Genomic DNA, 18,511 nt, shown 5'->3' on the forward strand with positions numbered 1-18,511 from the left:
TGTGTCAAAGCCGGCCGGGCTGCGATGTTCCGCGCTGGTCACTTCCAGCGCACGCGCAATATACCCCATGGGGCGGCAAAAAGGGAAGGATTGCTGACGTCACGTCCCCGTGTGGCAGCTATAACTTTTTGTAATGTAAAGGCTTTCTGAAGCGGCCTGCGTCATAGCGCCGCTTTCAGGCAGCCTTGGAGGAGAAGTAAATCCTCCGGCAGAGGTGCCTCCCAATGGAGTAATTCTCCCGTCCTCGGGTGCTCCAATACCAGCAGATAGGCGTGCAGGGCCTGCCGCCCCAGGGCGGCCAAGGCGCCTTGCGACTCCGGGCCGAGGTGGTTCGCCTTGGTCTTGAAATGCGGGCCGTAGACGGCGTCGCCCATCAGGGGGTGGCCGATATGGGCGAGGTGGACGCGGATCTGGTGGGTGCGCCCGGTCTCGAGCTCGCAGGTGAGCAGGGCGGCGACGTCCTTGCTGTCGCGCCCGGCAAAACTCTCCAGGATCTCCCAATGCGTCACGGCCTCGCGGCCGCCCTGGCGCACCGCCATCTTCTCGCGCGCATGCGGATGGCGGTCGATCGGCGCATCCACCGTGCCGCGATGGCGGTTCGGCGCGCCCCAGGCAAAGGCCATGTAGCCGCGCCGCATCTCGCCGGTGCGGCCGTGATCGGCGAACTGCGCCGATAGTGAGGCATGGGCGAGGTCGTTCTTGGCGACCACCATCAGCCCGGTGGTGTCCTTGTCGAGCCGGTGCACGATGCCGGGCCGGCGCACCCCGCCGATGCCCGAGAGCGAAGCGCCGCAATGGGCGATCAGCGCATTCACCAGTGTGCCGGTCTCGTGCCCGGCCGCGGGGTGCACGACCAGGCCCTTCGGCTTGTTGATGACGATGATGTCGTCGTCCTCGAACACGATGTCGAGCGCGATATCCTCGCCCTTCGGTTCCGCCGGCGCCGCTTCCGGCACGTCGATTGTGATCGTATCGCCGGATGCGACGTGATAAGCGGGGTCGCGGACCGCGGAGGCCCTCAGGCTCACCGCGCCCGCCAAAATCAGGGCTTTCAGCCTCGATCGCGACAGGTCGGTGAGGTGCGCCGCCAGCACGCGGTCGAGCCGGGCCGAGCCCTCGTCGCCGGCGACCACGACCTCCAACCTTTGCGCAGAGCCAAAACTTTCCATGACGACGTCTGATACCGCTGTTCCCGAACCGACCCCCGAGCAGGCCGCGCTGTTCGCACGGGTGCGGCGGATGATGCTGATCGCGGGGTTGACCACGGCGCTGGCGATCTGCGCCGTCCTGATCGCGGTGGGCTACCGCCTTTTCAAGTCGGAGGGAAGGGCGGTGGAAGCCGCGGGCGACGTCACCGCCACCCTGCCGAAGGGCGCCAGGATCGTCGCAACCGGGGTTGCCGGCGACCGCCTCGTGGTCACGCTGGACGTCGGTGGCGTTACCGAGATCCGGACCTTCGACGCCCACACGTTGAAGCCGGCCGGAAAGCTGAAATTCGCCAATGAGCCGTGAGGGCGCGGATATTCGCCAGGAACCCCCGCAGTCGTCCTGGCCCCCGTGCGCAATTGCGCACTAGGCTAGGACGACGCCAGAAGAGACAGCTCGAATCCCCAATCTCACCTTGCCGCGGGCAAATTTCGCGGCTATGTCGTACCCCTCACGCTCCCTTCGTCTAGCGGTTAGGACGCGGCCCTCTCAAGGCTGAAACAGGGGTTCGATTCCCCTAGGGAGCGCCAGCGGCTTCAGAAGCGCTGAGATTTCAAAAACATCTAGCAAATCATGACTTTGACTGCGTCCCGGTGGTAGCACTTGGATGTAGCTTCGATGCGCGCGTTGATGGACTGATCAAAAACAGACACGGTACGTACTACTCTCAACAGCGTGTGCCTGAACGGCTCCAACGGGCGGTCGTCCGAGTTCTGAAATCGTCTCGTCCGAGGCAGGTTTCCCTGAAGAAAACGCTGGGTACCAAGGTGCTCGCTGAGGCCAACAGCCGCGCCAAGCCGGTGCTGATGGAGTTCGACCGTACCTTGCCTCCGCTGAGGCTCTTACGAGCCCAAGGCGCGTGACGCGAACAGTCGAACTGAACTCAACGACGCTAAGATCAAGCGTATGGCAGAATACGTTACGCAAAGACGCTCGCTTTCGATGAGCGGAGCCGCTTCGGTCGTGATGAATGGAAACGCATGGAGGTGAAGCACGATCGGCTCCACGGAGCGCGCCCGGAAGCTACATCGCGAGCCTTGGGACTTTTGGACCTTGCCTCCCGGTCGCGCCTTTGTGCAGAATGCCCCGCTAAGGTGGTGGTTTGGCCATGGAGCAAAACCAACCAGGTCGGGTCTTGCGCAGGTTGGCGGCCATAGTAGCCGCTGACGTTGCAGGCTACTCACGCCTCATGGGCCTCGACGAGGTCGGCACCGCCCGCACACTCCGCGAACATCGCAAGGTTACCGACGCTCTTGTGACGAAACACGGTGGCCGCCTCGTGAAAACTACGGGGGACGGCGTGCTCCTTGAGTTTCCCTCCGTGGTGGATGCGGTCGAATGCGCCATGGCGGTGCAGACGGTGATGGCGCGGCGGAACGGAGGGGTGCCACAAGAGCAGCGCATGCTGTTTCGGATCGGGATCAACCTCGGGGACATATTGATCGAGGGCGATGACATTCTCGGCGACGGTGTCAACATTGCCGCGAGGCTTGAGGGTATCGCTGAACCGGGTGGCATCTGCATCTCTTCCTCCGCCTACGAACAAGTTCGTGGAAAGGTCCCAGTCGAGTTTGCAGATCTTGGCGATCAAATCCTCAAGAATATCGCGCGTCCGATACGTGCCTATGCGGTGGGCCTGAACGCGAACCACATTATCGACGGGGTTGTCCGGCCGCCGTCTTCTGCCCCGCACCTTTCGCTCGTGGTGTTACCGTTCGCGAACATCGGCGGCGATCCCGAACAGGAGTATTTCGTAGATGGTGTGACCGAGAGCCTGACCACGGACTTGTCACGCATCAATGGTGCGTTCGTGATTGCGCGCAACACGGCGTTCACGTTCAAGGGCAAAGCCGTGGATGTAAGGAAGCTAGGACGCGAGCTGAACGTCCGCTATGTGCTGGAAGGCTCGGTGCAGCGCGGTGACAATCGCTTGCGGGTGAATGCGCAGTTGATTGATGCCGAAACCAGCAACCACCTTTGGGCCGAGCGCTTCGACAAGCCCATTGCTGACCTCTTTGAAATGCAGGATGAAATCGTATCGAGGCTCGCCAACGCGCTCGATGCCGAACTCATTGCCGCCGAGGCCCGCCGAGCGGAGTGTTCACTGCGTCCAGACGCGATGGACTTGGTGTTCCAAGGCAGCAGCTGGTTCAACAAGGGGCAGACCCCCGATTGCCTGATACGGGCGCGCAGTTTTTTCGAGAAGGCCCTTGTGCTCGATCCTGAAAATATTGAGGCCATGGTCGGTTTGGCGCGGGTCGATACCTCACTAGGGGCTTCCTTTATGACCGACGATTATTCAGCGCGGCTTGCTGCGGCGGAGACAACCATAATGAGGGTACTATCCCTCGCACCAAACCACGCTTTGGCTCACGTGACTTTGGGCGTTGCGCAAATATTTACGAAGCGCGCAGCTCAAGGCATCGCGGAATGCCAGCAGGCTTTGGCGCTGGATCGCAATTTGGCCCGCGCTCATGCGCTCATCGGCTTTGCCAAGTTCTTCCTTGGTCGAGGCGCAGAAACCGAAACTCACATCAACGAGGCATTCCGCCTTTCTCCTCGCGACACCTATGCCGCTCGTTGGATGGCGCATGTTGGCCTTGCCAAGGCGCAACTCGGTGCCGATGACGAAGCGGTCATCTGGATGCGTCGGGGCCTAGACGCAAACCGAAACCATTCGTTCGCGCATTTCCCTCTCGGAGCAGCGCTTGCGTGGCTTGGCGAACTAGACCAGGCGCGCGCCACGGTACAAGCGGGACTTGCGCTTGATCCAAGCTTCACCATCTGTCGGTTTCGCGCTCACGTACCGAGCGACAATCCGGTTTTTCTTGCTGTCCACGAACGCCTCGTTGAGGGAATGCGGCTGGCCGGCGTGCCGGAAGGGTAGCTTCATCGGAGCATTTTGTGCTCTTGCCGTAGCAGCCGAACGCAACGGTGACGCGCGCCGTTTGCGGCGGCGTGCAATTGGCTGCACTCACGCGTCTGATCTCCTCAGCAACCGATCGTCGAGCTTGATCTGGATCAAGCCTCCGAAGCGGACCCCAGCCGTAGTTTACTCGGCAGCGTGCCGGCTCTCGAGCAGGAGGCAACCAGCCGTGAAGACGCCTCGCCAGCTTCTGTCCACGGACGACATTGTCCAGCTCTTGATCCGGCTCGGATTGCTGGGGCTGTTGATCTTCTGGACGTTCCTCCTCATTCGGCCGTTCGTTGCGATACTGGCCTGGAGCGCAGTGTTGGCGGTGGCGTTTCGTCCGCTTTTTGCCTTGCTGACCGAACGCCTCGGTTGCCGCCCCTATGCGGCCTCGGCCGTTCTCACCGTCGTCACGCTGGGCGTCGTCATCGGTCCGGCCGCGTGGCTCGGTCTGAGCGCGGTTGAAGGCCTCAAAGATCTTGCGGGCCAGATCGGCAGCGGAGATCTCGCGCTCCAGGCCGCACCGGAGCAGATCAGGAATTGGCCATTGATCGGGCCGCAGCTCTACGAGCTATGGAATCAGGCCTATGCCAATGTCCGCGCGGTGCTGCGTGACGTGATGCCGTATCTGAAGCCGATCGCCGGGATGATGCTGTCGTTCGCGGGTGATACCGGTGTTGGAATGCTACAATTCCTGCTCTCGGTGATCGTTGCCGGCTTCCTGCATCCTTATGGGGCGCAGCTCGTCGCCGCGCTCCGCGCGTTTCTCATGCGCATCGTGCCAGGCCAGAGCGAGCACTTCCTGGAACTGGCGGGAGCGACCATCCGCGCAGTCTCGCAGGGCGTGATCGGCGTCGCCATCATACAGGCGCTGCTGGCGGGGATCGGCTTCAAGCTCGCCGCGATCTCGAGCGCGGGGCTTCTCGCCATCATCGTGCTGTTGCTGTCGATCGTCCAGATCGGTCCCGCCATCGTCCTTCTTCCGGTCGTGATCTGGATCTGGGCGGACAAGGACGTGACCACCGCAGTCTTGCTGACGGTCTATCTCGTCGTCGTCGGGCTGCTCGACAACGTTCTGAAGCCGCTCGTCATGGGTCGGGGGCTGAGCACGCCCACCCTGGTCATTCTGGTTGGAGTGATCGGTGGAACGCTCGCGCATGGAATCATCGGTCTCTTCATCGGCCCGATCATCCTGTCGGTCGCCTGGGAGCTGGCGGCAGCGTGGGTCCGCATTGATCGCGTTGCAGCTGTGCCGTCTGATGAGGTCTGGGCTGCCGAGGCAAAAACCACTGCGATCCACCATTGACCTGGACCAATTCGAAATGCGGTGGAACGCTATGATGCTCCAGCTTCTTGTCGGTACGCTGGTCAGCCTGGTCGGTATCGGGCTGCACGCGCTGGTGACTGTGGTCGCGGTCGGCATTGCGCGCAGCGCGGGTCTGCGTCGTACGGCGAGGCCGAGATCGCATTTGATGGGCGTGATGATGGCAACTGCCGTGGTCTTGATGGTCGCGCACATACTGGAAGTTTTCGTGTGGGCCGCTACTTACGGCATTGTCGGCGCGGCAGCCGCCGAACAAGGACTGCTCTATTTTGCTTTCGTCAATTACACGACTCTCGGCTACGGCGATGTCACACCTGCCCGCGAATGGCGGCTCATTGGCCCACTGACAGCCATGAACGGGGTGCTGCTGTTTGGATGGTCGGCGGCCGTGCTGTTCGAGGTCCTCCGCAAGACGCTCGCCCATCTCGAAGCCGCCAGGGCAGCTGGATTTACACGCTCGTAATCCCGGGGCCGGAACGGAAGCAACATGCGTGATACGATGGCATCGGGCAGCGCGTCACGCGCCGTCGAATAGGCGCTGATCAGGACTGCGAATTGACTTGCAGATCAAGGCTGCAGATCAAGGCTGCAGATCGAGACTGGCGAGCTGCTGCCGGTCGAGCAGCACGATCTGGCGCTGGGTGTTGCCCACGAAGCCGAGAACGCCGAGCTCATGCAGGCGTGACAGAGCTCGTGAAACGGTTTCCAGCGTCAGGCCGAGATAGTCGGCGATATCGCGCCGCGACATCGGCAGCGCCATGACATCCGCAGCCGTCAGCCGTTTGTCCATTTCGAGCAGGAAGGCCGCGACCCGCTCGAGCGAGGTCTTGCGCCCCAGCAGCAACATGTGGTCTTCGGCATGCTGGAGATTGTTGGTGGTCATTCCCAGGAGATTTATGGCCACCATGGCGTCGCTCTGGGCCACCGTTTCGAGACTATGCCGTCTCACAAGGCGCACCGTGGTGTCGATGATGGCTTCTGTCGTGAACCGGTGCTCGCTGCCGTTCTCGAGCCCGAAAATATCGCCAACGAGGTGAAATGCGCCGATCTGCCTGCGGCCATCCGACAGCAGCTTGTAACTTCGTACCGCGCCGGACTTGACCTGGTAAACATACTCGGCCGGCTCTTTCTCGCCGTAGATCTCAGATCCCTTTCGGTAGGAGAATTCGCTTAAATTGACCAGCGCATTTGAATGATTTGTCATGCCGAGGTCACGGAGGGTATTGGGGCGCGGTGTGGTATCCGTTGTGATGCGAACGAACATAGGTCAACCCCCTAGCGTGTCGCCGAATTGGTCCGTCAGACGAATCGCAGTTGGGAAATGCGCCGCGCTATCCACTCCCACGGCAGTTGATTTTCGATCAAGGAAGTATTCTTATCCATTGTCCCAAGGTTCATTGTACCAAGGGACAGCACTGGCGATGGCTGCGCGGGATGAGAAAGTCTTGTGCGCCGGAGGATGCGACATATTGCGGTGCAGATATTCCGTTTTTCAAACTTGAAGATGGCCTTGAAGGATGAGGGGACCTCGAGCCGTCCTCACCAAATCAGGCGAGAGGTAATAAAAGGTGCCAGGCCTCGTTCACGTTGTTGACGACGACGAGTCCTTTCGAACCGCCATCGAGCGCCGGCTCAAGCTCGCGGGATATGAGGTCGCGACCTATGCCTCAGCGCTGGAGCTCCTGGAATCGGCGCCGGATGACGAGCAGGTGGGGTGTATCCTGCTCGACGTCCGGATTCCGGGACTGAGCGGCCCCGATCTGCAGGCACGCTTGATCGCGTCCGGTTCGATGCTGCCCATCATCTTCCTGACGGGACACGCCGACACGCCTACCACCGTACGAGCGATCAAGGCGGGTGCGGAAGACTTCCTGACCAAACCGATATCCTCCGAGCAGCTGCTCGATGCGATCGAGCGGGCTTTGGCCAGTCAGCAGACGGCGCGCGCCCAGGCCAGCAGGCTTGATGCGTTTCGCGGTCATCTGGCCACGCTGACGCAGCGCGAGCGGCAGGTGTTTGATCTCATCGTGCGCGGCCGGATCAATAAGCAGATCGCGCATGTACTCGGAACCACCGAGCGCACAGTAAAGGCGCACCGCCATCAGGTGATGGAGAAGATGCAGGTTCACTCGCTGGCGGAACTCGTTTCGATCGCAGAGCGGCTTGGAATGCTCGATCCGAACGACCGGTAACTGCGTCGCGACGGGGTACGGTTCCCACGATGTGACTGCCCCAAAGGACAATGCCGAGGCTTGTTGACAGTGCATGGCGAGGCGTGTGCAATGTGCACAGATGTCCGCTCGGAATGCGAAGCGATCAATCTCCCACCGTCGTCTTGGCAGTTCGTCATTCCCCGGAAAGGCAAATCGCCTTGCCCCTACGCGAGACCGTTTTTGTCGTCGATGACGATCCGTCCATGCGTGCCAGCATGGACAGACTTCTGCGAAGACACGGTTTCGACACCACGCTGTTCGACACTGCGGGTGCTTTGCTCGATCATGGCAAGTTCTACACCGCGATGTGCATCATCCTCGACGTCAATCTCGGCGCAAAGTCCGGCATCGAGGTGCGCCGAAGATTGGCTGAGAAGGGCGTCATAGCGCCGGTGATCTATGTAACCGGTAATGATTGCCCCGCAAACCGTGCCGCGGCGCTTGCGTCCGGCTGCATTGCCTACTTGATCAAACCGTTTGCGGCGCAATCGTTGATCGAATCCGTCGAACGTGCCCGCATCTCGTAGGTGTACACCGGGCGTCATTCGTCGACCTCCTGCTCCAGCGTCTTCGACGGTGCGCCCTTGTGGACGGATGCGAACTGCGCCAACGGCACCGTGGTCGTCAGAGCCAGAAGGTTCGAATCGACGAGCTCGAGCGTCAGCGCTTTGCCCGTCTCCATATCCTTGAGGGTTTTCGGCGTCGCCACATCGGCCGCGATGCAGAGATTGGTGGCGCACCAGTTATAGGGTACGTGGAAGGGAGTACCCTGGTCGACGGTCAATTTAGGTGCCTGTTGCAGGTACATGCCGACAGGCACAAACAATTGCAGCCTAACCGTCGGAGCATCCGCGCGCTCGATCAAGTCCATGCGTACGGCCGTCTGCCCAGTTGGAAACTTGCCAGTTATCGAGGTGCGGCACAGCATCGGCGCACCGCCGGCCTTGAAGCAGATTTTCTGCCAGTCGCCATAAGTAATGTCCTTGGCTTCGCGCTGGCCGCGCGTGGCGACGTCGGCGGATTTGTCGGCTTGCGCCGCCTTCGGAGCGGCATTGTCCGGACCCGTCACGGTCCCGATGAGCGCGATAAAGAAGAAGGCGGAGAGACAATCAAGAGGGCGAGGCATCGTCGCGTCTCCGAAGTTCGGGCCTATTTCAACGCATCGAGGAATTTCGTCACCAGCGGCGACCACAGCGGGATCGCGTCCGGCGAGCCGATGAAGAAATGCCCCTCGTTGCCGAACGGAGGCATCAGATGATATTCGGCGCGGCCCCCGGCGGCGGTGAACGCTGCATGCATGCGCTTCGATAGCTCGGGGCCGAAGAAGGTGTCGTTTTCGATGTAGATCCACAGCATCGGCACGCGCGATGTTCGGCCGAAATCCCCGGTCGCCTCGACAAGCTTGTCGGGCGCGCAATTGTTGTTGGGCTTGCCGTCGACCCGGCCGCCACGGCCGGCGGCGAAAGTGATGATCGCTTTCACCGGGGGCGGGTTGACGCTCGACAGCGCGATCGAGGCCCAGCCGCCGGCGGACTGCCCAACCACGATCACGTCCTTGGGGATGATGCGCTTCTCGGCGGCCAGATGGTCGATAATCCAGAGGTCGACCAGGGCGACGGCGCGCCCGGCGTCGTGAAAATTGGGATTGCTGCACTTCCCGACCTTGGAGAAGAACGGTCCATAGATGCCGCGTTCGGGAATGTCGATGGCGGCTGCGCCATAGCCGGTGCCGACCGGGGCCACCACGAGGTAGCCACGCCTTGCGAACCATTTGGCGGCATCGCGGAATTCGACCAGTGGAAAGAAGCTGCGGTCGGTCGGCTTGAGCGAGACGCCGTGATTCATGATGACGAGCGGGAAGGGACCGTCGCCGACCGGGCGCACCAGATAGGCGAACATCGGAAGAGGCAGCGGGAGGGCCCAGATCTCTTCCTGGATGCGGACCTCGTCCGCGGCATGCGCCGGCGCCGCAAGCGTGCCGATAGCGGACAGGATGACTGCAAAGATGCGGCCAATTGCGGGTAGACCAAAGCGCATCCCGGCCTCCTCAATTCGTGAACGTGGCGGCCACCACGATCGGACCGAGCACCGTCAGCACGACGTTACCGACCGCGTAGGGGACGGCGACGCCGAGCACCGGCGTCTGGCTCTCGGCGACATCGCAGGCACCTGTCACGGCGGCATCGACGGTCATGGCGCCGGCCAATGCCCCGCAGGTCACGACCGGATTCATGCGCAGGATGTAGTAGGCGACGAGCGTTCCGACCGTGAGCGGGATCAGCGTGACGACGATGCCCATGCCGACCAACAGCAGGCCATGGGCCTGGATCGCCGACCAGGCGGCGAGGCCGTTGCCGAGCCCGATCGCCGCGATGAAGCCGCCAAGGCCGAGGTCGCTCAGCGTCTGCTGCGCAGCCGGCGGCATCGCGCCCATGGTCGGCCTGTGCGAACGCAGCCAGCCGCAGACGAGGCCCGCGATCAGCGCACCGCCGCCGCCGCCCAGCGTCAGCGCGACCGTACCGACCTTGAAGCTGGCAAGGCCGGCCAGGAGACCGACTGCGATGCCGGCGGCGACGAATGCGATATCGGTGCGGTCGTTGGCGCTCAGGGCGTGACCGACCCGAGCCGTCGCTCGGGCGATATTGCCCGTGCTGCCGACCAGCGTCATGACATCGCCGACATAGACCCGCGTATCGGGCCCGAGTGGCACCTCGCGGCTCATCCTGGTGAGGGTACGCAGGAAGACGCCGCGCGCGTCGTCGCCGACGATCTCGGCGACCTCGCGAATCGAGCGGCCGTGCAGCTTGCGGTTCTCGACGAGCACGTCGATCACATTGCCGGGCAGACCGCGTAACAGCTCGTCGGCGTCGATTTCCGGGCCGATGATGGGCTTCGCCGAGACGATGGCCGCGGTCGGGCCGGTCAGGACGATGTCATCGCCATCCTCGAGGACAATGTCGCGCTTCGGCGCGACGTCGGCGCCGCGGCGGACGATCCGGTCGACCACGGTGCGGCGGCCGATCTCGGTTTCGACGGCCTCGACCGTGCGGCCTGCGGCAGTCGCGACGCGATAGGCGCGGGCCTGGAATTTTCGATACGACAAATTGTGCGTCTTCGCCGGTGCGCCGCCGGCAAGCTCGGCCTCGAGCTTGATCGCCGCTACCTTCAGGTCGACCCGCATCAGCCGCGGCGCAACGAATGGAACGAACAGCAGCGTCAGGATGTAGCCGAGCACGTAGGTCACGGCATAGCCGGCCGCGATGTTGGCTTCCTGCTGCTTCAACATGTCGGCGGAGAGGCCGAGCTGCGCCAGCGCGCCCGATGCAGTGCCGATCACGGAGGATTGTGTCAGCGCACCGGCGGTAAGGCCCGCGGCCGTTCCGGTATCGAGTTTGAACGCATAGGCAAACATGAGCACGATCGCGAGACCGGTGACGCCGATGACCAGCGCGAGCAGAACCTGCGCCAGGGTCCGAACGCTCAAGGAGGCGAAGAACTCCGGGCCGGACCGGTAGCCGATCGTGAAGACGAAGAGGCTGAAGAGGATCGCACGGAGGATCGGCGGGAAGGTGAAGCTGCCGAGCTGCCCGATCAGCACGGCGACGATCAGGATGCAGGCTGTGGTGCCGATCGAGAAGCCGCGAACCTTGATCCGGCCGAGGATGGTGCCGATCGCGATCGCGAGCAGCAGGAATATTTCCGGTGCGGTGGTGATGATCCACCTGACGGTTTCCATGGCATTCCCCCGGCGCTTGGGTGCGATTTGGCGGGCAGCGCGGGGACATTGCTTGATCCAGATCAAGCCTCGGCAGAGACGAGACGATGCCTATGACCTCATGAAATCCTTGCGATAGGTCGCATTGCCGACATGAGTACTCTGGATGTTGCTGCCGGCTCGATCCGACGCGATGAAACCGTTGAAATCGTCCTGCTGCTCGCCTTTGCCGGTGGCTACATCGACGCCTACACCTGGATCATCCACGGCGTGATGGCGAATGCCCAGACCGCCAATCTGATCCTCCTCTGGGTGTATGCGATGGCCGGAAACTGGGCGAAGGCGTTGCACTTCGTGCCGCCGATCCTGGCCTTCGCGATCGGGATCGTGATCGCTGCCTGGCTGCGCCGCGCAGCGGGCGGGCGAGCCAGCGCGATCAGCGCGTTGATCGAGATCCTGCTCTTGATCGCAATCGGCATCCTGCATAACCGGCTGCCGGATCTGGCCGGAACGCTCGGTATCTCCCTGGTCGCGGCGATGCAGGCTGCGATATTCGTCAAGGTCGAGGGCACCGGGTGCAGCACGGTGATGATCACTGGCAACATGCGTCAGGCCATCGAGAACGTCTTCGCAGTCGCATCCGGGGGCGCGCCGCTGGGAACGTTGCGCCGCACTGGCATCTTCTTCGCATTATGCGCCGTGTTCGGCTTCGGTGCCGCTGCTGGTGCCTTTGCGACGGAGAACGTCCCCGATCTCGCGCTGGGCCTGCCGGTGGTAGCGCTGTTGATTGTGTTGCTGCGCTGCGAAGCGCCTCGTTCGGAGGAGGGGCGATGAAGACGCCATCCGGCCCGGCCTGGACCCGATTCTTTCCGCCCGCCGGCTGGCTCGCCGCCTATCGCGGCAGTTGGCTACCGTCCGACGCGATCGCCGGCATCACGCTCGCCGCTTACGCCATCCCGGTCTCGCTCGCCTATGCCGCGCTCGCGGGCTTGCCGCCGCAGATCGGCGTCTACGGCTACATGCTCGGCGGCATCGGCTATGCGTTGCTCGGCTCGTCGCGCCAGCTTGCGATCGGCCCGACCTCGGCAATCTCCCTGATGATAGCCGGGACCGTCGGCGCGCTCGCCGGCGGCGATGCGGTCCGCTATGCGCAGATCGCAAGCCTTGCGGCCTTTGCGGTGGCGGTGCTGTGCTTCATCGCCTGGCTGTTCAAGCTCAGTGTCCTCGTCCGTCTTGTCAGCGACAGCATATTGGTCGGCTTCAAGGCGGGGGCCGGGCTCACGATCATCATGAGCCAGTTGCCGAGCCTGCTCGGCGTTGCCGGCGGCGGCCACAATTTCTTCGATCGCGCCGCCAAGCTGGTCGGGCAACTCGGCGGCATCGATCCGATGGTGCTGAGCATCGGCGCGGTCGCGCTCGTGTTGCTCCTGCTTGGCGAGCGGCTTTTTCCGGGAAAACCCGTCGGCATCACCATCGTTGCGGTTGCGATCATTCTGGCGACACTCCTGGGCCTCCCGGCACTCGGTGTGCCCGTCACCGGGAAGATACCGGAGGGCTTGCCGGCGCTGGGCATGCCGACATTCGGGCTGCTGGAGTTCGACGATCTATTTCCACTCGCGGCAGGTTGCGTGCTGCTGGCCTATATCGAAGGCGTATCGGCGGCCCGCAGCTTTGCTGCCAAGCATGGCTATCCGCTCGATGTCCGTCAGGAGTTCCTGGGATTGGGGGCCGCGAACCTCGCCGCTGCCTTTGGTCATGGCTATCCCGTCGCCGGCGGCCTGTCGCAATCGGCCGTCAATGACAGCGCGGGTGCCCGGACGCCGCTGGCCCTGGTGATCTGCTCGGTCACGCTCGGGCTGTGCCTTCTGTTCTTCACGGGGCCTTTGACCAACCTGCCCAAGGCGGTGCTCGCTGCGATCGTCTTCGCCGCCGTTTACAGGCTGGTCGATGTTCGTGCGCTGCTCCGAATGTGGCAGGTCAGTCGGATCGATTTCTACGCGGCGGCGATCGCTCTGATCTCCGTGCTGCTGCTCGGCATCCTCCAGGGAGTCTTGCTGGCGTCGATCGCGTCGATCTTCCTGCTGCTGGCGCGGGCCTCGCGGCCGAACGTCGCGTTCCTGGGCCGGTTGCCCGGCAGTGGCCGTTATTCCGATAGCGCAAGGCATGAGGGCGTCGAGCCGCTGGTTGGGATCATCGCCTTCCGGCCGGAAGCATCGCTGCTCTACATCAATGCCGAGACGATCCTGGAAACCGTCCTGATCGCCCTTGGGAGGTCGCCGGGCGTCCGGCTGGTGGCCTGCGACCTCTCGGCGTCGCCCTATATCGATCTGGCGGGCGCGCGCATGCTGCACGATCTCCATGACGAACTTGCGCTTCGCAGAGTGACCTTTTGCATCGTCGGCGCGCATGCGCAGCTCCGCGACCTCCTGCGCGCCGAAGGACTGGCGGACAAGACCGACAGCGGCCAGTGGTTGCGTTCGCTCGATAGCCTGCTCGGCGATGATCAGGCGAGCACCGCGCAACGAACGGCCTGACGCTTCGTAGTGCATTGCGAACGGCATGGCATCGCCTGTCAGAATGCGCGCGACCGTTGACTTGGATCAATGGAGCGACCGGCGCCGCACTCACGATCCCGCATCACCTTCGCCCAATTGATCGGGAGAGACACATGTCTAAAGAGCCCAAGGCCGCGCAAAAGCGCATCGACCAGTTCTTTTCCGGTCCCGGGGCGCGGGCAGACGACTGGCGCGATCTGGTCGAGGCCGCGAAAAGCTGGGCACGAGTGGGCAATCGCGCGGCTTACGACGCGGCGCTGGCCGAGCTTTCGGTCACGGAAGAGTTTCACGGTTACCCAGGTCTGCAATTGATGGCGGCGCTGCGGGAAGCCGCCGCCGCAGGCGACGGGGTGACCTCCTTTGCGCTGGCGAGCCGGATCTCCCAGGCGCTGGCGACGCGATCTTTCCGTCAGCATGCCGGCGACTGGAGCGCGAAGGACGACGGCAATGGCGATGCGCCCGAACTGGTGCCGCCGAGCTTCGGTGCCCATGCGGCGCGCCGGCCTTATTTCGAGACCCTGATCGTGACCGGGGTGTCACCCGGCCAGTGGCCGGCGCTCGCTGCCGAATGGCGCAAGCTGCGGCGCCCCGTCGATGCCTTCATCTATGAACCGGTCATCGTCGGAAGCCTGGAGGATGCTTTCTGTGCGACGATGCTCAATCCCAACATCGCGGCCGTCATCATCAACGAAGGTTTTGGACTGCGCTCCCGCCACGATGCCCCGGTGTTGCGCTCGATCACCGCTGCGGCCGGCCTCAATGACGAGTCCGACGCCTCTGCACTTCGGCTCGCCCAGATCATCAAACGCGTACGGCCTGAGCTTGATCTCTACATGATCTCGAACCGCGACGTGGAGGAGCTGGCGGGCAATCCCGAGGCGGACGTGGTTCGCCGCATCTTCTATTCCGTCGAGGAACTTCTCGAGCTGCATCTGTCCATCCTCGAGGGCATCCAGGATCGCTACGACACGCCGTTCTTCGACAATCTGAAGAAATATGCCCAGCGTCCGATCGGCACCTTCCACGCGCTGCCGATTGCCCGGGGCAAGTCGATCTTCAAGTCCGACTGGATCCGCGACATGGGCGAGTTCTATGGCCCGAACCTGTTCCTGGCCGAGAGCAGCGCCACCACCGGCGGCCTCGACAGCATGCTGGAGCCGACCGGGAACATCAAGAAGGCGCAGGAGAAGGCGGCGAGGGCGCTCGGCGCTGACCGCGTCTTCTTCGTCACCAACGGCACCTCGACCTCGAACAAGATGGCGGTGCAGGCGCTGCTCGCACCCGGCGATATCGCCATCGTCGACCGCAACTGCCACAAGTCGCACCATTACGGCATGGTGCTGGCCGGCGCCCAGCCGCTCTACGTCGAAGCCTTCCCGATGACGGAATATTCGATGTACGGCGCGGTGCCCCTGAAGACGATCAAGCAGGCGCTGCTCGGCGCCAAGGCCGACGGCCGGCTTGACCGCGTCAAGATGCTCGATCTCACCAACTGCACCTTCGACGGCCATATCTACAACACCCGCCGGGTGATGGAGGAGTGTCTCGCCATCAAGCCGGACCTGATCTTCCTGTGGGACGAAGCCTGGTTCGGCTTTGCGCGCTTTTCGCCGTTCCTGCGGCGTCGTACCGCGATGGGCGCAGCCAACGAGATCGAAGCGTGGATGCACGATCCGAAGTCGGTCACGGCGTACGAGAGGCAGCAGGCCGAGCTCGGCAAGAATCCGTCGAACGAGGTGCTGCTCAAGACCCGGCTCATTCCAGATCCCAGACAGATCCGCCTGCGGGTCTACCAGACCAATTCGACTCACAAGTCGATGTCGGCGATCCGGCAGGGCTCCATGCTCTCGGTCAAGGACGTCGAATTTCACACCGTCGAGCAGCAATTCAAGGAGGCGGTGTTCACCCACGCCTCCACCAGCCCGAACCAGCAGCTCATCGCCAGCCTCGACATCTCGCGGCGCCAGATGGAGCTGGAGGGCTATGGTCTCGTTGCCAATGCGATGGAGATCGCGTTCGCCATCCGCCAAGCCGTCAACAACAATCCCCTGATCTCGAAATACTTCCGTGTGCTCGGCGCCGACGTCATGGTGCCCGCGCAATATCGCCAGAGCGGGTTCACCGACTATCTCGCGGCCGGCGTGAACTGGGTTAATACGCTGAAGAGCCTGGACGAGGACGAGTTCTGCCTCGATCCGACCCGCATGACGCTGGTGTGCGGCATGGCCGGTTATGACGGCACTCAGTTCAAGGGCATCCTGGCCAACGAGTACAACATCCAGGTCAACAAGACCTCGCGCAACTCGGTCCTGGTCCAGTCCAATATCAACAACACCCGTAGCGACGTCGCGCATCTCGTTCGGGTGCTTGCCGAAATCGCGGGCGAGGTCGACCGCGGGCTGGCGCAGGGTGGCGCCAACGCGAAGAAGACCTTCGAGGCGCGGGTGAAGAGCCTGATGACCGATGTGCCTGATCTGCCGAACTTCTCGCATTTCCACCCGAGCTTCCGCGGCGATGCCGGCAGCAAGACCAACGAAGGCGACATTCGCAGCGGCTTCTATGCCGCTTATGACGTGGCCGGCTGCGAGCATATCCGCCTCAACGATCCCGAGATTGATCGCCGGCTGAAGTCGGGACCGGAGCTCGTCTCGGCCAACTTCGTGATTCCGTATCCGCCGGGCTTCCCGATCATGGTGCCCGGTCAGGTCATCACGCAGGAGACAATCGACTTCATGCGCAAGCTCGATGTGAAGGAGATCCACGGCTACGACGCCAAGGAAGGCTTGAAGCTCGTGCGCGCCGAAGCCTTGGCAAAGATCGGACGGCCGAAACCCCACACGCAGCCCAAGCTCAAGGCTGCGTCATAAGTGTTGGAGGGGACGATCATGCAGGCATTTTTCACGTTCTTGCAGCAATATCCGTATCTGCTGCTGTTCTTCGTCGTTGGCCTCGCCGTCTATATCGGCCGGGCCAGCATCAAAGGTTATGGCCTCGGCATGGTCGCCGGCGCCATCGTGGTCGGCGCGGGTCTATCGGTGTGGTCGTCGACCTATGGCGTGAAGCTCGAACTGAACAATTTTGCCAAGAGCCTGTTTTACTATCTCTTCATGTACGGCGTTGGCTTGCGGGTCGGTCCGTCCTTCATCAATAGCCTGAAGGGCGACGGCCTGAAGTTCTGCATCCTGGCGCTGGTGTCGAGCGTCCTTGGCCTTGCGCTGGTGGTGATTGGCGCAAAACTGTTCGCACTTCCGCCCGGTGCCGCTGGCGGCATGCTGGCAGGCTCGCAGACCATGTCGGCGGCGATTGGTTCGGCCGAACAGGCCGTCACATCGGGTGTCGTCAAGCTGCCCGAGGGCATGAAGCCGGAAGACGCCACCGGCATGATCGCGCTGTCCTACGGCATTACCTACATCTGGGGCACCGTCGGAATCATCCTGATCTGCAAATATCTGCCACGCTGGTGGGGCGTCGACGCCAAAGCCGCCGCCAAGCAGTATGAGCAGGAGTTCGGCGTCAAGGATCTCGAAGGCGGCGGCCTGACCGGCTATCGCCAGTTCGGCCTGCGCGCCTACCGGCTGGAAAATCCCGCGACGACCGGCATGAGCATCGCAAAGTTCCGCGCGATGAATCCGGAGTACCGGATCGTCAATGTGGGACGGAACGGCGAGCCGCAAGGCGCCGATCCCAACCTCGTCCTGCAAAGGGGCGACATCGTCGCACTCGGCGGCGCGACGGAGCATCTCACCGAGAAGATGGGCTTGATCGGCCCGGAGGTCGCCGATGCCAAGACACTCGGCATTCCCATGGACCAGGCAGACATCCTCGTTACCAACAAAGAGATGGTGGGACGTACCTTCGAGTCCTTCCGCGACACCGCGATCGCCGGCCAGTTGCAGGTTATCAAGGTCGAGCGCGGCGGCGTCCAGATTCCGGCTGGTCTCAAGACCAAGCTGGAGCGGATGGACATCGTTTCCGTGGTCGGTCTCAAGTCCGCCGTCAACGAGCTTGGCGACATGTGGGGCCGTATTGCGCGGGCCAACACGTCGACCGATTTGCTGACGCTGGCCGTTGGCATGATCATCGGCTTCCTGATCGGCATGATCGAGTTCCCGGCGTTCGGTGCCAAGGTCGGCCTCGGCAACGCTGGCGGCTTGTTGCTGTCGGGCGTGATCGTGTCCTCGGTGGTGTCGCGCTTGCGCTTCTTCGGCAACACGCCGAACGCGGCGCGCAACGTGCTGGAGGATCTCGGTCTCGTCGTGTTCGTCGCGATCGTCGGCGTCAATGCCGGCGCGGGTCTCTTGGCACAGCTCACCGGTGCGGTCGCCCTCAAGATATTCCTTGTCGGCTTCATCGCCTGCACGATCCCGCCCTTCATCGTCTGGGCGATCGGCTTCCACGTCTTCAAGATCAATCCGGCCGTGCTGATGGGTGGCGTTGCGGGTGCGCGTTCGCATTCCGGCCCGTGCCGCGAGGCCGCGGTCGAGATCCAGAGCTCGGTACCCTGGATCGGATTCCCGGTCGGTTATGCCGTCTCGGGCATCCTGCTCACCATCTTCGGCTACTTCGCGATGTTGTTGGCTCAATAAC

At 62.8% G+C, this 18,511-nt stretch carries 16 protein-coding genes and 1 tRNA gene; 12 read left to right on the forward strand and 5 right to left on the reverse strand.

What is annotated here, in order from left to right; translation table 11 throughout:
• Positions 1 to 161 precede the first annotated feature (161 nt).
• Positions 162 to 1,169 carry an RluA family pseudouridine synthase gene (locus NLM27_RS39165; RefSeq protein WP_254148344.1) on the reverse strand — a complete coding sequence of 336 codons (1,008 nt, stop codon included), beginning with the start codon at positions 1,167 to 1,169 and terminating at the stop codon, positions 162 to 164.
• On the opposite strand from NLM27_RS39165, the gene NLM27_RS39170 reads away from it, so the two are divergent.
• The 6 genes from NLM27_RS39170 (at position 1,168) to NLM27_RS39190 (ending at position 5,904) form a co-directional block, all read left to right on the forward strand.
• On the forward strand, positions 1,168 to 1,512 hold the full coding sequence (locus tag NLM27_RS39170) for a hypothetical protein (RefSeq protein ID WP_254148345.1): 345 nt from the start codon (positions 1,168 to 1,170) through the stop codon (positions 1,510 to 1,512). The two genes, NLM27_RS39165 and NLM27_RS39170, sit on opposite strands and share 2 nt — an antisense overlap.
• A 149-nt stretch (positions 1,513 to 1,661) precedes the next feature.
• Positions 1,662 to 1,736 (forward strand) — tRNA-Glu (locus NLM27_RS39175).
• A gap of 63 nt (positions 1,737 to 1,799) precedes the next feature.
• A complete protein-coding gene (locus NLM27_RS44210; protein ID WP_375142305.1) occupies positions 1,800 to 2,069 on the forward strand; it encodes a DUF6538 domain-containing protein in 270 nt (89 codons plus the stop codon).
• Between the two features lie 245 nt (positions 2,070 to 2,314).
• The gene (locus NLM27_RS39180) at positions 2,315 to 4,093 is read left to right on the forward strand and encodes an adenylate/guanylate cyclase domain-containing protein (protein WP_254148346.1); all 1,779 of its coding nucleotides are present in this window, start codon (positions 2,315 to 2,317) and stop codon (positions 4,091 to 4,093) included.
• A 208-nt stretch (positions 4,094 to 4,301) separates the two neighbouring features.
• The gene (locus NLM27_RS39185; protein WP_254148347.1) at positions 4,302 to 5,423 is read left to right on the forward strand and encodes an AI-2E family transporter; all 1,122 of its coding nucleotides are present in this window, start codon (positions 4,302 to 4,304) and stop codon (positions 5,421 to 5,423) included.
• A 31-nt stretch (positions 5,424 to 5,454) separates the two neighbouring features.
• The gene (locus NLM27_RS39190) at positions 5,455 to 5,904 is read left to right on the forward strand and encodes a potassium channel family protein (RefSeq protein WP_254148348.1); all 450 of its coding nucleotides are present in this window, start codon (positions 5,455 to 5,457) and stop codon (positions 5,902 to 5,904) included.
• 117 nt (positions 5,905 to 6,021) lie between these two features.
• Here the strand turns inward: NLM27_RS39190 and NLM27_RS39195 are convergent, their stop codons facing one another.
• The gene (locus NLM27_RS39195) at positions 6,022 to 6,705 is read right to left on the reverse strand and encodes a helix-turn-helix domain-containing protein (RefSeq protein WP_254148349.1); all 684 of its coding nucleotides are present in this window, start codon (positions 6,703 to 6,705) and stop codon (positions 6,022 to 6,024) included.
• Between the two features lie 304 nt (positions 6,706 to 7,009).
• On the opposite strand from NLM27_RS39195, the gene NLM27_RS39200 reads away from it, so the two are divergent.
• Both NLM27_RS39200 and NLM27_RS39205 read left to right on the forward strand, forming a co-directional pair.
• On the forward strand, positions 7,010 to 7,633 hold the full coding sequence (locus tag NLM27_RS39200; protein WP_254148350.1) for a response regulator transcription factor: 624 nt from the start codon (positions 7,010 to 7,012) through the stop codon (positions 7,631 to 7,633).
• Between the two features lie 113 nt (positions 7,634 to 7,746).
• A complete protein-coding gene (locus NLM27_RS39205; RefSeq protein WP_309144780.1) occupies positions 7,747 to 8,181 on the forward strand; it encodes a response regulator in 435 nt (144 codons plus the stop codon).
• A 14-nt stretch (positions 8,182 to 8,195) separates the two neighbouring features.
• Here the strand turns inward: NLM27_RS39205 and NLM27_RS39210 are convergent, their stop codons facing one another.
• Genes NLM27_RS39210 through NLM27_RS39220 form a run of 3 tightly spaced genes read right to left on the reverse strand, consistent with a single transcriptional unit; the run spans position 8,196 to position 11,390 of the window.
• A complete protein-coding gene (locus NLM27_RS39210; RefSeq protein WP_254148351.1) occupies positions 8,196 to 8,780 on the reverse strand; it encodes an invasion associated locus B family protein in 585 nt (194 codons plus the stop codon).
• Between the two features lie 23 nt (positions 8,781 to 8,803).
• Entirely contained in the window at positions 8,804 to 9,691 is an 888-nt protein-coding gene (locus NLM27_RS39215) for a S9 family peptidase (RefSeq protein ID WP_254148352.1), read from the reverse strand.
• A gap of 10 nt (positions 9,692 to 9,701) precedes the next feature.
• Positions 9,702 to 11,390 carry an aspartate:alanine exchanger family transporter gene (locus tag NLM27_RS39220; protein ID WP_254148353.1) on the reverse strand — a complete coding sequence of 563 codons (1,689 nt, stop codon included), beginning with the start codon at positions 11,388 to 11,390 and terminating at the stop codon, positions 9,702 to 9,704.
• Positions 11,391 to 11,522: 132 nt separating this feature from the next.
• Here NLM27_RS39220 and NLM27_RS39225 point away from each other — a divergent pair, with 132 nt between their 5' ends.
• The 4 genes from NLM27_RS39225 to NLM27_RS39240 all read left to right on the forward strand — a co-directional run bounded on the left by NLM27_RS39225 (position 11,523) and on the right by NLM27_RS39240 (position 18,510).
• Positions 11,523 to 12,203, forward strand: coding sequence for a YoaK family protein (locus NLM27_RS39225; RefSeq protein ID WP_254148354.1), 681 nt, complete (start codon positions 11,523 to 11,525; stop codon positions 12,201 to 12,203).
• Positions 12,200 to 13,903: a SulP family inorganic anion transporter gene (locus NLM27_RS39230; RefSeq protein ID WP_254148355.1), complete on the forward strand. Its 1,704-nt coding sequence runs from the start codon at positions 12,200 to 12,202 to the stop codon at positions 13,901 to 13,903. Before NLM27_RS39225 ends, NLM27_RS39230 begins: the two co-directional genes overlap by 4 nt.
• Positions 13,904 to 14,037: 134 nt before the next feature.
• Positions 14,038 to 16,791, forward strand: coding sequence for a decarboxylase (locus NLM27_RS39235; RefSeq protein ID WP_254148356.1), 2,754 nt, complete (start codon positions 14,038 to 14,040; stop codon positions 16,789 to 16,791).
• An 18-nt stretch (positions 16,792 to 16,809) separates the two neighbouring features.
• Entirely contained in the window at positions 16,810 to 18,510 is a 1,701-nt protein-coding gene (locus NLM27_RS39240; RefSeq protein WP_254148357.1) for an aspartate:alanine exchanger family transporter, read from the forward strand.
• Position 18,511 lies beyond the last annotated feature (1 nt).

Source organism: Bradyrhizobium sp. CCGB12 (genome assembly GCF_024199845.1).
GTDB lineage: Bacteria > Pseudomonadota > Alphaproteobacteria > Rhizobiales > Xanthobacteraceae > Bradyrhizobium.

Bases quoted from the DNA above. Each gene is read 5' to 3' on its own strand.
- NLM27_RS39190 (WP_254148348.1), top strand. From the start codon at position 5,455: ATGATGCTCCAGCTTCTTGTCGGTACGCTGGTCAGCCTGGTCGGTATC.
- NLM27_RS39220 (WP_254148353.1), bottom strand. From the start codon at position 11,390: ATGGAAACCGTCAGGTGGATCATCACCACCGCACCGGAAATATTCCTG.
- NLM27_RS39240 (WP_254148357.1), top strand. From the start codon at position 16,810: ATGCAGGCATTTTTCACGTTCTTGCAGCAATATCCGTATCTGCTGCTG.
- NLM27_RS39195 (WP_254148349.1), bottom strand. From the start codon at position 6,705: ATGTTCGTTCGCATCACAACGGATACCACACCGCGCCCCAATACCCTC.
- NLM27_RS39235 (WP_254148356.1), top strand. From the start codon at position 14,038: ATGTCTAAAGAGCCCAAGGCCGCGCAAAAGCGCATCGACCAGTTCTTT.
- NLM27_RS39205 (WP_309144780.1), top strand. From the start codon at position 7,747: ATGCGAAGCGATCAATCTCCCACCGTCGTCTTGGCAGTTCGTCATTCC.
- NLM27_RS39225 (WP_254148354.1), top strand. From the start codon at position 11,523: ATGAGTACTCTGGATGTTGCTGCCGGCTCGATCCGACGCGATGAAACC.
- NLM27_RS39180 (WP_254148346.1), top strand. From the start codon at position 2,315: ATGGAGCAAAACCAACCAGGTCGGGTCTTGCGCAGGTTGGCGGCCATA.
- NLM27_RS39170 (WP_254148345.1), top strand. From the start codon at position 1,168: ATGACGACGTCTGATACCGCTGTTCCCGAACCGACCCCCGAGCAGGCC.
- NLM27_RS39230 (WP_254148355.1), top strand. From the start codon at position 12,200: ATGAAGACGCCATCCGGCCCGGCCTGGACCCGATTCTTTCCGCCCGCC.
- NLM27_RS39165 (WP_254148344.1), bottom strand. From the start codon at position 1,169: ATGGAAAGTTTTGGCTCTGCGCAAAGGTTGGAGGTCGTGGTCGCCGGC.
- NLM27_RS39215 (WP_254148352.1), bottom strand. From the start codon at position 9,691: ATGCGCTTTGGTCTACCCGCAATTGGCCGCATCTTTGCAGTCATCCTG.
- NLM27_RS39210 (WP_254148351.1), bottom strand. From the start codon at position 8,780: ATGCCTCGCCCTCTTGATTGTCTCTCCGCCTTCTTCTTTATCGCGCTC.